Source organism: Enterobacter cloacae complex sp. P43RS, from assembly GCF_014930585.1.
Classification (GTDB): domain Bacteria; phylum Pseudomonadota; class Gammaproteobacteria; order Enterobacterales; family Enterobacteriaceae; genus Enterobacter; species Enterobacter bugandensis.
In genome coordinates this window covers 473,504-485,787 of sequence record NZ_JADBRJ010000001.1, presented here as the reverse complement: position 1 = coordinate 485,787, position 12,284 = coordinate 473,504, and the positions used below count along the sequence as shown (strand labels likewise).

Below are 12,284 nucleotides of genomic sequence, written 5' to 3'. Positions count from 1 at the left end.
GTGTCCGATCCTGACTTTAACCTTCTGGTTGCGCTCGACGTTCTGCTGGCCGAAGCCAGCGTGGCTGGCACGGCGCGGCGCTTAAACCTGAGCACCTCCGCCATGAGCCGTACCCTGAGCAGGCTGCGGGAGGTGACAGGCGATCCTATCCTGGTGCGGGCCGGTCGGCAGATGGTGCTGACGCCCTGGGCCGAAGCCACCCGGGATCGGGCCAGAAGCGCCGTGCATGAGGCAAGGGCAGTACTGCAACCCTCCACGGAAACGCTGAATGTTGAGCGTATGGAGCGCCTGTTCACCATCCGAGCCAACGACGGCTTTGTGGTGGCGTTTGGGCCACTGCTCATTGCCGCAGTGGCGGCGGTGGCGCCCGACGTCTGCATTCGCTTTTCGCCGAAACCTGAGAAAACGTCGCGCTATCTGCGAGAGGGGCTGGTTGACCTGGAGATCGGCGTGCAGAGCAATATGGGTCCTGAAATTCGTCTGCAACGGCTCTTTCAGGACCGGTTTGTTGGCGCGGTGCGCCAGGGGCATCCGCTGGCCTCGCTGTCGTCAGTCAGCCTGGAGGATTATGTCGCCTGGGGGCACGTGGTGGCCTCGCCCGACGGCTCGTTACACGGATTTGTCGATGAGGCGCTGGCGGAGCGCGGGATGAAGCGCAAAATGGCCAGCGTGGTGCCAGGGTTCCCGACGGCGTTATCGGTGGCGATGGTCTCCGATCTCGTTGCCATGGTGCCGGCGCTCTATCTGCTCAATCAGCCGATGACCGAGCGCGTGCACGTCTTTGAACTGCCGTTTAAAACCCGGAGCATTACGGTGTCACAGATGTGGCATCCGCGCATGGAAAAGGACCCTGCGCATCGCTGGCTCAGGGAAAAGGTGCTGGAGGTGTGCCGCGCTGTACGCTGACGGCTCAGGCCACTTTTTTCGGCACGGAGAGCATGAAGCGCGTCGATACCGCATCCGATTCCACGCGAACGTTCGTTCTAATTTTGTGATGTGCGTCAGGTTTTAGTGTTCAGTAATATTACCTTTTACTCGATGAGCGATTGCTTAATACCTCTCCGACAACAGGAGCAGCGGTAAATGCGTTTGGCCAGCCAGCGTAAAACGCGGCTTGGGTAACGATCTCCCCAGCTTCCTCAGCAGAAAGTCCATTATCCATCGCTCTGTTGAGGTGATAGCCAATCTGCGCACTCTGTCCGGATGCGATTAACGCGCTGACCGTAATCAGGCTTCTGTCGCGGGGTTTCAGCGCGGGTCTTTGCCAGAGATCCAGGAACAGTGGGTCAGCAGTAAATTTAACCAGGCCTGGAGATATTGGGCCTACATTTTTTTCCACTGTCTCTGAACGCTGCTTTTCTGCTTCCTGATTGAGAGGAAGCAGGTCCGGAGAAGCTTCAGGAAGTGCATCTGCCGTGACGCCACGAGTTTCAAATACTGCTTTGGTCACGCTGATGGCTGACATTGCATTTGGCCAACCTGAGTAGAACGCCAGATGGGTAATGATTTCTGACAATTCCGCTGGCGTAACGCCGCTATCGAGAGCGACGTCAATATAGTGCTTGAGCTCGGCAGGCTGGTTACGGGCAATCAGCATGGCGACGGTCACCATACTACGATCCCTGGGCGAGAGGGCATCGCGTGTCCACAGATCTTCAGTAATCGCTTCTCGACCAAAGCGCGCAAGAGCCGGTGAGACAGAACGAATATCAGCTTCAGGAATCGCTGAAGGTTCAATTTTCATCATAGCTTTACCTCTTGTTTCCTCAGCATTAGCAAAATCAGAAATAACAAGCGACATGGCCGCCGCTGCAATTACGCTTTTCATGTTAATCCTCACTGGTCAACGGTGCGGATCCTGTTTGATTCCGCCTTTGTTACGAAGAAATACCGGTTTTACCGGGATAGCGTCCTTCCTGGCGCTCATATGCGCCGTTTGCCTGAGATAGTCCAGGAAGTGCGGCGTTTGTCGGTGCAGTTGATAATCCTCCTCACTGGCGTAAATCTCATAGAAATACCAGCGGTTCGGACTCTGTGAGTCTGTAGCGGCATACATGGCTAACACGCCTTTCTCTACTTTGAGCGACTCGGCCATTTCAGGAAGGACGATGTTTTTAAATTCGGTCTGAAATTCAGGCTTTACCTCGACGATCACCAGATTATTAATGGTTCGCTCATTCGGTATGATGTGTTTGTCGCCCAGAAACTGTGGCTCCAGAGTGATTTTATTTTTCCGATCGATAATGTCAGGTGCCCGGGCAGCGAATGCCTTGTATGGTTCGGCATTCAGATGTTTGCGGTAAGCACTCTCGTTTTCATAGAGTTCGACCATGAATGCCTTACGTGGATTGTCGCTTCGTTGCAGGGCGTACATCGCCAGCGTACCTGCTTCATGATCAACCGAAGCGGAAATCGTCTGCCTGGCCACGTCTTCAAACTCTTTGTCCCGATCGGGTCTGACGCCGAGCTCAAAGATATTCATCACTACCTTATCCGGTGCGTCCGGTTTTGTTGCAAAGACAGAGGTGCTTATTAGCATGCAAATTAAAAGCATAAGGGGCTTTTTCACGTTGATCCTTTTACTGAAATGACTGTTTGCTACCGCGTCCAGACCTGCTTAACGTCTTTCGTTTGCGGCGTGTTTTGCGCCATAATCCCCGTCAGAACGTGCGGCTGGTAGGTTTCTTCCAGAAACCGGATTTCCTCAAGGATCAGTTGAAGATTTACGGCGTTTACCGCGCCATCAACGTGATCTTTTTTTGTGGCCCCTACGACAGGTGACGTGACCTTTGTCAGCAGCCAGGCGAGTGAGATTTCCGTCATGGACACCTGATGTCGTTCAGCAAGTTCGGCGACGCGCTCGATAATGATCCGATCCTGTTCAGCCGTGCTGTCATACTTCCCGCGCGCATAATCATCCTCCGCGGCTCGCCGCGTGTGGCCTTCTTTCCGGGCGAGACGACCGCTGGCCAGCGCGCTATAGGGGGTCATGGCGATATCATCTTCAGCGCACAGACCGAAGAGCTCTCGTTCATCTTCACGCATAATCAGGTTGTAGTGGCTTTGCACGGAAACAAAGGGCGTCAGCCCTTCGCGTTCGGCAAGCGCGTTCGCTTTCGCCAGCTGCCAGGCATAGCAATTGGAAATACCAATAGCGCGCACTTTGCCCGCAGTAACGGCGGCATGCAGCGCTTCAAGCACCTCGATAACGGGCGTGTTGTAATCCCAGATGTGGTAGATGTAGAGGTCGATGTAGTCCATCCCAAGATTCTGCAGGCTCTGGTCGAGCGATCGGGCTATTGCCTCTTTTCCGCCGATCCCCGCGGCAATTTGCGCGGCGGTTCGTGGCAGAAACTTGGTGGCCAGCACCACGTCCTCGCGTTTTGCCATCTCCCGCAGCGCCCGGCCAACGTATCGCTCGCTGGAGCCGTTCTGATAGGCGATGGCGGTATCGTAAAAATTGATACCCTTTTCGAGACCGTAGCGGATGATGTCCCGGCTTGCTGTTTCGTCCAGCGTCCAGCGATGCTGGCCCGTTAACGGGTCGCCAAACCCCATACATCCCATACAGATGCGGGAGACCAGTAAGTCACTTTTACCGAGCCGGGTATACTGCATTGTTATTCTCCCTCTGGATTATTCACGACGGAATTGAGCAGATCGACAAGCCTTGAAGCGTGTTCCCGGGCAAGCGTTTTTTGCTGCGCGATTTTGTCGACATCCCGGTCGGCATAGCTGATACCGCAGGTATAAACCGGCGCCAGCAGCTCAAGATTGCACAGTCTTGCCGTGGTCTCGAACGGAATAAGATACTCTTCAATGGCATGGCCAAAGAAACCGTCAGCGGTATAGAGCGCCTGTGGCGCCCCTGTAGTGAAGGAGAGGAGCAGCTTTTTAACGCCCAGTTTCGCCGTTGAGCCATGCGCGAAGCCGTGGACAAAGACCTCGTCCAGCCATTGTTTCATTAACCCGGGCAGCCCATACCAGGAAAAAGGAAACTGCCAGACAATCACATCGGCCCTGAGCAGACTTTCCTGCTCCGCCGCGATATTGAATTTGCCGTCCGGATAGAGCCAGTCCAGACGACGAATTTCAGCATCGGGAAGGGCGGTCGCCACTTCATCAAGGATAGTGGCGTTGGCGACGGAATGGTTCAGCTCAGGATGACCTGAAATAACAAGGATATTTTTCATTTCAATACGTTAAAGAGGCTGGTGAATTTTTAGTCCAGTATAGAGTGACACCATTATTTTTTTTAGAGCAGTAAAGGCTCATTCACTTTTAGACAAAAACTAATAATGGTCGACTGTTCTCATTGTGCCCGGTCATCATGAACCCGTGAACTACGCCATGATGCCCAGTAAACGTTCCGCATTGCGAAACGCGATGGCCTCTTTTTCAGCCTTGTTGACGGGCAGACTGTCGATAAATGTTTTTACACCGTCCAGGGTCTGATAGGGGTAATCAACGGAGAACAGGATCCTGTCTGCCCCCATTAACGCGTAGATAAACTGGAAGTGCGGCAGTGTCAGCATACCTGACGGGGTAACGTAAACGTGTTCCTGGAAGGTTCTCGTTAGCGTGCGTGACAGACCCGTTGCAGCCAGCGGAAGGCTGTCATCAAGACGCTGCAGCCAGAAGGGCAGCATCTCCCCCCAGTGGCCACTGATTACCTGCAGGTGGGGATATTTATCAAATGCGCCCGATAACATCAGCCGTAACAAATGGATCCCGGCTTCGTGATGCCAGCCCCAGCCAAACATAGAGAGCCGGGCGTTGACCTCTGCGCTGAAGCCCGTGAAGTAGGCCTGTTGCACGCTTTTAACCGGTAATCCGGGATGAAGATAGAGTGGCACATTCAGTTTATTAAAGCGGGAAAGCAGGGAGTCATAGTCAGGATGATCGAGAAAGCATGAAGAGGGTCGGCCATTCAGAAGTGCCCCCTTAAACCCCAGTTTTTCAACTGCGCGGACAAGCTCTTTTTCAGCCTCTTCTGGCTGTGCCCAGGGAAGTGTGGCAAATGCCGCGAAGCGATCCGGGTGATTTCTTACCGCCCCGGCAAGGCGGTCGTTTGCCGCCGTATTTAATGTTACTACTTCATCCCCGGGTGCCAGCTGGGGAAATCCGCCCACAGAGAGGATCTGAAGGGTAATTCCAGCTTCATCCATATCCCTGAGGCGGCGGCTTCCCAAATCAGCGCCTTTCGCGTTTATCAGCGCATTCTTTTCTATCTGCGGCAGTACTGCGTTATAACTTTCGGCCCGGCCACTCCCGGCAGGCATGGGATGATTTGAATCATAACGACCACTGAGCGCGCCTTGCTCCAGGACCATGTGCCGAGCGCGACTGGAGGAAGAGTTTTCATATTCAGCTCCTGAAAAAAGGCCGGAACGTTGCTGACGTAAACCGGCCAAAGAGGGTGAGTAATGATGAAAGACAGATGAATGAATTAAGTTGGCTGGCGGAGGGCATTTAACAGCGCCACACCGACACCGTGCGCTGAAGCGGGATTCTGCCCCGTGATAAGGCGACCGTCAGTAACCACATTTTCAGACCAGTTCGGGGCTTCATGATGAAGCTTTTAGTCCGGCATCTTCCAGTACTTTCAGCGGATGCGTCAGCTCAGCCAGGAAAAAACCGGTTGGTACACCGGATGCGCCTTTAATCGGATGGCTGGAAACGACACACAGCACGGGTTTATCTGCAGGTTTCATATCGGGCCTCACTCTTTATTTTTAAATTCAGCGGCAAAGAGATTTTCCCAGTTAATAAAGGAGCCAAGCGGAATGCACTCAAAGCTTAATAAGCCTGCTTTTGCCAGCGGGAATTCGGCCATTACGTTCATCGCTTCATCGACAGAGTCACATTCAAGAAAAATAGCGACGCCAGGTCTGTCCTGACGGAAGTAGATGTCGCGGATGAAGCCGGATTTATACAATCCCCAGGCGTGCAGTGCTTCAGCGTTAAGGTGTGGAGCATACTTTTCCAGCGATGCTCCAGGTGCGGGGATATCCAGACATAAAATTCGCATAAGTGTCTCTTGTTCTCAGGTTTAAAGGGAAAGAGAGAAGAGTATATGAGCGCCATTTTGAGAAGATTAGGTGGCCATTGGCTTAAGCATATTTAGTCTGTACTTAATAATCAGGTGAGGAGTGCGACAGGGTAAATCTATGCCAGACATGTCTGTTCCTGCATCTGTATATGAATAGTCTGGCTTAATCAGTCGAAAACTCGGGCTGGCTTTCATATTCAGAACGTGCCTTTTCAACCTCGCCCTGATGAATCAAGGACCAGTCTATAAGTGTCATAACTGGCCCCATTAATGTCCGTCCAAGTGGAGTTAGCTCATATTCAACACGTGGCGGGATCGAAGGGAATACCGTCCGCGATACTAACCCGTCTCGTTCAAGACTTCTCAGTGTTAACGTCAGCATTCTCTGAGAGACCTGACCGATGGTACGTCTGAGTATATTAAACCGCAAAGGTCCCTCGGCAAGATGAGCAATGATTAAGATACTCCACTTATCACCAATCCGACTGAGCAATTCGCGGGTGAAAATATTGCAGGTGGGTGCTGTCCGTTTATCTGACGGTATCATGAATGTGCCTTCTTGCGGGTAAAATAACGGTATGTAATATAGCCCTGGTTACAAAACAAAACGACTCGTTTCTTACTGAGAATAAAGGTACTGCTCCTTGAAAAATGCACCCCTTACGCTTTTATCCCCATATAACATCGGGGAATTGACACTAAAAAATAGAATGGTAATGGCCCCAATGACCCGCAGTCGGGCCGTTACCGGTAATGTACCTAACCCTCTGGCTCCTGTTTACTATGCGCAGCGGGCGCAGGCAGGGTTGATAATATCTGAAGCTACGCAGGTTAGCCGTCAAGGTACCGGATATATAAGAACACCGGGAATATATTCCCTCGCTCAGGTTGAGGGATGGCGTCGCGTAACAGATGCAGTTCATGAAGCGGGGGGAATTATTTTTGCGCAACTGTGGCATGTCGGACGCGTTTCGCATCCTGAGTTCCATGATGGTGTCCTTCCGGTTGCCCCATCTGCAATTAATGCAGAGGCAGACGTTTTTACGTCTAATGGACTAGCACAAACTCCTGTCCCTCGCGCGCTTTTAACAAGTGAAATCGCCGATGTCGTCTCACAGTTTCGTCAGGGTGCTGAAAAAGCCTCTGAAGCCGGTTTCGATGGAGTAGAAATACATGGTAGTTCAGGATATCTCCTTGACCAGTTCCTTCGTGACGGTTCTAACAAACGAGAAGATCATTATGGTGGGACTATTATAAACCGTGCACGTTTTCCTCTGGAGGTCGTCAGTGCAGTGAGCGAAGTGCTCGGCGCCGATCGCGTTGGTTTCAGGGTTGGTCCAAACATGTCGCTACATGGTATGTCTGATTCTTCGCCGGTTGAAACGTTCAGTTATTTAGCGACTCAACTCGACGCTATTGGCATCGCCTACCTTCACGTAACAGAAGGTATTGCCGGGCCCGATGCTCCGGTCGCAGGTTCACAGCGGATTGCACCTTATCTTCGTCAGTGTTTCTCGCGAACTTTTATTCTGAATGGTGGATATGATGCTCAGACCGGTGAGGATGCAATTAACAAGGGTGAGGCCGATCTCATCGCCTATGGTGTTCCATTTATTGCCAATCCCGATTTACCCGCAAGATTTGCGTGCGGCAGCGATCTCAACGTTCCGGACCCTGCAACCTTCTATGCGCCGGGACAGAACGATGCGGTGGGCTACACTGACTATCCCGCACTAAACAATAGTTAAAAAATATCAATACCTTAATGTCTTACGCCTATTGGCATCCATTCTGTGCCGTGAATGTCATCTGAATGAGTACAGGTGTATTTCAAAATACGTGGTTAACAGTGGATCGCAGCATCAGTAAAAACGAACTAAAGGGATATTATTGACTTAAGCATCTTTAGGCTGTAGTTAACAATTAAGCAGTGATTGCTTAAGGAACACATTATGAATAACGCCCTGTATAACCAGATACGGATCTTTCAGAGCATTGCACGTGAGGGCAATATTTCGGCAGCCGCAAGAAAACTGGAAATTACGCCTCCCTCCGTCAGCAATGCGCTTAAGCTGCTGGAAGATCATATTGGCCATCCGCTTTTTGTGCGTACGACCCGCCGTATTGAGCTGACGGAAACCGGGCAACTGTTGCTGGAACAGACCGCTGCGGCGGTGGAGTCGCTGGAAAATTCGCTTGAAAGCATTCGCGACCAGAATCAGGAGCCCTCTGGTATCGTGCGAATCACGCTCTCGCGTTTTGCCTATCTGTTAATTCTTAAGCCTGCAATGGCGAAATTCTGTCAGCAATATCCGGGTATACAGCTGGAAATTTCGGTTTACGACGGTACCGTGAATGTTATCGAAGAGCGTTTTGATCTTGGGATCCGTTTTGGCGATATCCTCGAGGGTGGGGTGGTAGCACGGCCGTTAATGAAACCCTTTCGTGAAGGGTTATATGCATCCTCAGCCTATCTCCGCGAGCATGGAACGCCTGAGGTGCCGTCAGATCTCAGTCAACACAAGCTGATTGGCTACCGTTTTATTACTAACAACCGCATCCTTCCGTTGATTCTGAACGATCGCGGAGAACAGTTGACGGTTGCGATGCCCGGACAGTTAATCAGCAACGATATTGACGTTATGGCAGACGGGATCCGTAACGGCCTGGGAATTGGACGTTTGTTTGAACCCATCTGGCAGTTACAGCCGGACAGGGAGGGCTTTATACCCGTGATGGAGAGCTACTGGAAAACCTACCCGCCAGTGTATCTCTATTATCCCAAAAACGCGGGCAAAACGAAAAGAGTGAAGGCCCTGATTGATTTTCTGATATCCGCTACGGGGCGATAAAGACGATAACGCATCGTCCCGTATGGAAGCGCTATTTCACAACCCCAGCGGCCTGGCCTCCTGTATGAACTCAATCAGAAGGCGAAGCCCGGTCGGCAGTTGCCGGCGGCTCGAATAATAGATATAAAAACCTTCCTCCAGCGGGGACCATTCCGTAAGCACCAGGCGGAGCCGTCCATCCTTCACATAGGGTGCAACAAGAGGCTCCGGAAAATACATCAGGCCGGCCCCGCCTAATACGGCCACAAGACCCGTTTCAGCCTGGTTGACCGTCACTGAGCCAGGCACAGTGATTTGGTACGTTTCGCCATCTCGCTCAAGTTCCCAGCGATAGATCCGATCGTCGCCGAGACGATTGCTTATACAGCGATGGTGTAACAAATCATCCGGATGTTCAGGCGTTCCGTAACGTTCAAGGTAGTCGGGGGATGCGGCGATAACCCAGCGAATATCGGCAGATAAACGCCGGGCAACCATGTCTTCCGGGACGGTGCCACCATAGCGGATACCGGCATCGAAGCCCGCATCAGTGACGTCAACCATACGGTTGCTGGCCACAATATCGATTTCAATATCGGGATAGCGATCCATAAACGCGGGCATAACCGGTGCAAGCAAAAGATTGGCCGCTTCAACGGCTGCATTGATGCGGATACGCCCGGTAGGCGTATTACGATACCGGTTAAGCGATTCAAGCGCGCCTTCTATCTTGTCGAAAGGCTGAAGGACAGACTGAACCAGTTCTTCACCTGCAGCCGTAGGGGTAACGCTCTTGGTCGTGCGATTAAGCAGGCGAACCCCGAGCCGGGTTTCCAGTCCCTTCAGGGCATGACTAAGCGCTGATGCACTGACACCTAATTCAATCGCCGCACGGCTGAAACTGCGATGACGTGCAATAGCCATGAAATAAATGAGATCGGCGACATCAGCTCTGTTTATTTGCATACAGAATCGTTTTCCTTGTGCGTTAAGGCCCGAATGCGTTGATACGGAAATGATATACACCATAGACCGACCAGGGCTAATCCGTTGCTGAATTTTTTTCACAAGTCCATCCACTCATCGCCTCTCACTGAACACATTGTGCTTCGTTATTCTTGAAAATTATGCGTTCTGGCCGTCGGTCAGGGCGGAACATTCACCTAACGGAGCCGTGTATGAACTATACGCATCTTGGCCGCACCGGCCTGAAAGTCAGCCGCCTTTGTCTCGGAACCATGAATTTTGGTGACGTCACCGACGAGAAAACCAGCGCCCGCATCCTGGATGAAGCGCTTGAGGCGGGTATCAATTTCATTGATACAGCAGACGTGTATGGCACCGAGCAATCACCCGATATCCAGCAAGGTTCGGGGCTGTCTGAAGAGATTATTGGTCGCTGGCTCCAGCAGGGTGGCCGCCGTGACCGTATCGTTCTGGCGACGAAAGCCTATCAGCCTATGGGACCGGGTCCGAACGATCGCCGTCTTTCTGCTTACCATATTCGCAAGGCCTGCGAGGACAGTTTGCGACGGCTTAAGACCGACCATATTGACGTCTATCAGATGCATCACATCGATCGTTATACACCATGGGAAGAGGTCTGGCAGGCCATGGAGCTCCTTGTTCAGCAGGGAAAAGTGCTTTATATCGGTAGCAGCAATTTCGCAGGCTGGGACATTGCGACTGCGCAGTCAGTTGCCACGGCTCGTCATTCCCTGGGCCTGGTTGCTGAGCAAAGTCTCTACAATCTGACTGCCCGAACCGTTGAGCTGGAGGTCATTCCCGCATGCCGTCATTTTGGCCTGGGACTGATTCCCTGGAGTCCACTTGCCGGAGGGTTGCTTGGCGGCGTACTGAAAAAGATGGCAAGCGGGCGCCGTGCAAGGCCCGCGTTTTCCCGTCTAATCGAACAGTATCGTCCGCAGCTGGAAGCCTACGAAGGATTATGTGAGGACCTCGGCGAAACCCCTTCCGATGTGGCGCTTGCCTGGCTCCTGCAGAATCCTGTGGTTACTGCTCCACTTATCGGGCCTCGTACGGTCGAACAACTCCAGCAGGCGCTTCACGCAACGACAATCACGCTATCAGACGACACCATGAGCTGTCTCGACGAAATCTGGCCCGGCCCCGGGGGAGAAGCGCCCCAGGCTTATGCCTGGTAATGACCAAATTAATGAATCCTTTCTTCGCTATAGGGAGTTCCAGTTTATGAGCAAGATGATGCATGACCAGCATTCTGCTTCCGTACCCGCTTCCCGGGATCGTCGCAATTTTCTGATCGCCGGCGCCGGTCTGGCGTTGGCCGCTACCACCCTTGGCAGGAGCGGAGCCGTGATGGCTAAACCGGCTGGTCAGGACACGTCGAGCGCCCTTTCGGGTGCTGTTCCCGTCCAGAAGGAGACCTTAACCACGCGTAAACTCGGCTCGCTGGAGGTTTCAAGTATGGGACTCGGGTGTCTGCCTATGGTGGGGTATTACGGCGGTGGTCCGCGCGATCGTAAAGCCATGGTTTCGCTCATCCGGGCCGCCTTCGAACAAGGCATCACGTTCTTTGATACTGCCGAGGTGTATGGCCCCCATCTCAGTGAAGAATTTGTCGGGGAAGCACTGGCCCCCGTTCGAGATCGTGTGGTGATTGCCACTAAGTTCGGTTTCGGCGTGGAGGAGGGGAAGCCAACCTCCCTTAACAGCCATCCTGACCATATTCGCCGTGCCGTAGAGGGCTCGCTGAAGCGTCTGAAAACGGACCATATCGATCTTCTTTATCAGCATCGCCCCGATCCGAATGTGCCGATTGAGGATGTGGCGGAAACCGTGAAGGCGTTGATCCAGGAGGGTAAAGTGAAACACTGGGGATTGTCGGAAGCGAGTGCCAGGACAATCCGCCGCGCACATGCGGTACTCCCTGTGACTGCAGTACAGAGTGAGTATGCCATGTGGTGGCGTGAACCGGAGACGCGGATATTTCCAACGCTCGAAGAGCTGGGTATCGGCTTTGTACCTTACTGCCCGACCGCCCGGAGTTTCCTTGCCGGGGCAGTCAATCCAAGCCAGCGGTTCGACAGCACAGATCGGCGGCATAACCTGCCACGCTTCCAGCCCGATGCCCTGGCCAAAAACATGGTACTGCTTGAATTCGCGCAGTCGTGGGCCCGCCGCAAAAACACCACTCCGGTTCAGTTCGCGCTGGCCTGGGTGATGGCTCAGCGGCCATGGATAGTCCCCATCCCGGGTACGACGCAATATCCGCACCTGATAGAAAATAGCGGTGCACCGCAAGTCCGGTTGACGGACAGCGAGTTACGCGAAATCGATGCAGCGCTTGCCAGGATCCCATTGCAGGGCGGTCGCGCAGATCCGTTTACCGAAAGTCAGTTTGATAAAAGTTAAACGGTGAT

The 12,284-nt window shown here is 52.8% G+C and carries 13 protein-coding genes and 1 pseudogene; 5 read left to right on the top strand and 9 right to left on the bottom strand.

The annotated features are described in order from the left end of the window. Window positions 1–906, top strand: coding sequence for a LysR family transcriptional regulator (locus IM294_RS02325; RefSeq protein WP_126818078.1), 906 nt, complete (start codon window positions 1–3; stop codon window positions 904–906). Between the two features lie 118 nt (window positions 907–1,024). On the opposite strand, the gene IM294_RS02320 is transcribed toward IM294_RS02325, so the two are convergent. From IM294_RS02320 to IM294_RS02285, 8 genes and pseudogenes are all read right to left on the bottom strand, one after another. After that, complete coding sequence (locus IM294_RS02320) at window positions 1,025–1,828, bottom strand: carboxymuconolactone decarboxylase family protein (RefSeq protein WP_063154097.1); 804 nt, start codon at window positions 1,826–1,828, stop codon at window positions 1,025–1,027. Between the two features lie 15 nt (window positions 1,829–1,843). Then, window positions 1,844–2,539 (bottom strand): putative quinol monooxygenase, encoded by a 696-nt coding sequence (locus IM294_RS02315; RefSeq protein ID WP_185860349.1) that lies wholly within the window; start codon window positions 2,537–2,539, stop codon window positions 1,844–1,846. 59 nt (window positions 2,540–2,598) lie between these two features. Next, window positions 2,599–3,618 (bottom strand): aldo/keto reductase, encoded by a 1,020-nt coding sequence (locus tag IM294_RS02310; RefSeq protein WP_126818077.1) that lies wholly within the window; start codon window positions 3,616–3,618, stop codon window positions 2,599–2,601. Between the two features lie 2 nt (window positions 3,619–3,620). Continuing rightward, window positions 3,621–4,193, bottom strand: a complete 573-nt coding sequence (locus IM294_RS02305) for an NAD(P)H-dependent oxidoreductase (protein WP_126818076.1) — start codon at window positions 4,191–4,193, stop codon at window positions 3,621–3,623. 150 nt (window positions 4,194–4,343) lie between these two features. Further along, on the bottom strand, window positions 4,344–5,192 hold the full coding sequence (locus IM294_RS02300) for an amidohydrolase family protein (protein ID WP_227015491.1): 849 nt from the start codon (window positions 5,190–5,192) through the stop codon (window positions 4,344–4,346). 257 nt (window positions 5,193–5,449) lie between these two features. Further along, window positions 5,450–5,714 (bottom strand): annotated as a pseudogene (locus IM294_RS02295) (hypothetical protein). Window positions 5,715–5,722: 8 nt separating this feature from the next. Then, entirely contained in the window at window positions 5,723–6,031 is a 309-nt protein-coding gene (locus tag IM294_RS02290; protein ID WP_014831950.1) for a hypothetical protein, read from the bottom strand. A gap of 184 nt (window positions 6,032–6,215) precedes the next feature. After that, a complete protein-coding gene (locus IM294_RS02285; protein WP_072032014.1) occupies window positions 6,216–6,599 on the bottom strand; it encodes a helix-turn-helix domain-containing protein in 384 nt (127 codons plus the stop codon). 97 nt (window positions 6,600–6,696) lie between these two features. Between IM294_RS02285 and IM294_RS02280 the strand changes: the two genes are divergently transcribed. Both IM294_RS02280 and IM294_RS02275 read left to right on the top strand, forming a co-directional pair. Beyond that, complete coding sequence (locus IM294_RS02280) at window positions 6,697–7,800, top strand: alkene reductase (RefSeq protein ID WP_126818075.1); 1,104 nt, start codon at window positions 6,697–6,699, stop codon at window positions 7,798–7,800. Window positions 7,801–8,004: 204 nt separating this feature from the next. After that, window positions 8,005–8,904 carry a LysR family transcriptional regulator gene (locus IM294_RS02275; protein ID WP_126818074.1) on the top strand — a complete coding sequence of 300 codons (900 nt, stop codon included), beginning with the start codon at window positions 8,005–8,007 and terminating at the stop codon, window positions 8,902–8,904. Window positions 8,905–8,940: 36 nt separating this feature from the next. Here the strand turns inward: IM294_RS02275 and IM294_RS02270 are convergent, their stop codons facing one another. Further along, entirely contained in the window at window positions 8,941–9,849 is a 909-nt protein-coding gene (locus IM294_RS02270) for a LysR family transcriptional regulator (RefSeq protein WP_126818166.1), read from the bottom strand. A 212-nt stretch (window positions 9,850–10,061) separates the two neighbouring features. Between IM294_RS02270 and IM294_RS02265 the strand changes: the two genes are divergently transcribed. Together IM294_RS02265 and IM294_RS02260 are read left to right on the top strand one after the other, a co-directional pair. Beyond that, window positions 10,062–11,048 (top strand): aldo/keto reductase, encoded by a 987-nt coding sequence (locus IM294_RS02265; RefSeq protein WP_047368559.1) that lies wholly within the window; start codon window positions 10,062–10,064, stop codon window positions 11,046–11,048. A 46-nt stretch (window positions 11,049–11,094) separates the two neighbouring features. Beyond that, a complete protein-coding gene (locus IM294_RS02260; protein ID WP_172616445.1) occupies window positions 11,095–12,276 on the top strand; it encodes an aldo/keto reductase in 1,182 nt (393 codons plus the stop codon). Window positions 12,277–12,284 lie beyond the last annotated feature (8 nt).

What these genes read in the sequence shown, in the direction of transcription:
- IM294_RS02320 (WP_063154097.1), bottom strand. Translation starts at nt 1,828, where the DNA reads ATGAAAAGCGTAATTGCAGCGGCGGCCATGTCGCTTGTTATTTCTGAT.
- IM294_RS02315 (WP_185860349.1), bottom strand. Translation starts at nt 2,539, where the DNA reads ATGCTAATAAGCACCTCTGTCTTTGCAACAAAACCGGACGCACCGGAT.
- IM294_RS02310 (WP_126818077.1), bottom strand. Translation starts at nt 3,618, where the DNA reads ATGCAGTATACCCGGCTCGGTAAAAGTGACTTACTGGTCTCCCGCATC.
- IM294_RS02305 (WP_126818076.1), bottom strand. Translation starts at nt 4,193, where the DNA reads ATGAAAAATATCCTTGTTATTTCAGGTCATCCTGAGCTGAACCATTCC.
- IM294_RS02290 (WP_014831950.1), bottom strand. Translation starts at nt 6,031, where the DNA reads ATGCGAATTTTATGTCTGGATATCCCCGCACCTGGAGCATCGCTGGAA.
- IM294_RS02285 (WP_072032014.1), bottom strand. Translation starts at nt 6,599, where the DNA reads ATGATACCGTCAGATAAACGGACAGCACCCACCTGCAATATTTTCACC.
- IM294_RS02275 (WP_126818074.1), top strand. Translation starts at nt 8,005, where the DNA reads ATGAATAACGCCCTGTATAACCAGATACGGATCTTTCAGAGCATTGCA.
- IM294_RS02270 (WP_126818166.1), bottom strand. Translation starts at nt 9,849, where the DNA reads ATGCAAATAAACAGAGCTGATGTCGCCGATCTCATTTATTTCATGGCT.
- IM294_RS02265 (WP_047368559.1), top strand. Translation starts at nt 10,062, where the DNA reads ATGAACTATACGCATCTTGGCCGCACCGGCCTGAAAGTCAGCCGCCTT.
- IM294_RS02260 (WP_172616445.1), top strand. Translation starts at nt 11,095, where the DNA reads ATGAGCAAGATGATGCATGACCAGCATTCTGCTTCCGTACCCGCTTCC.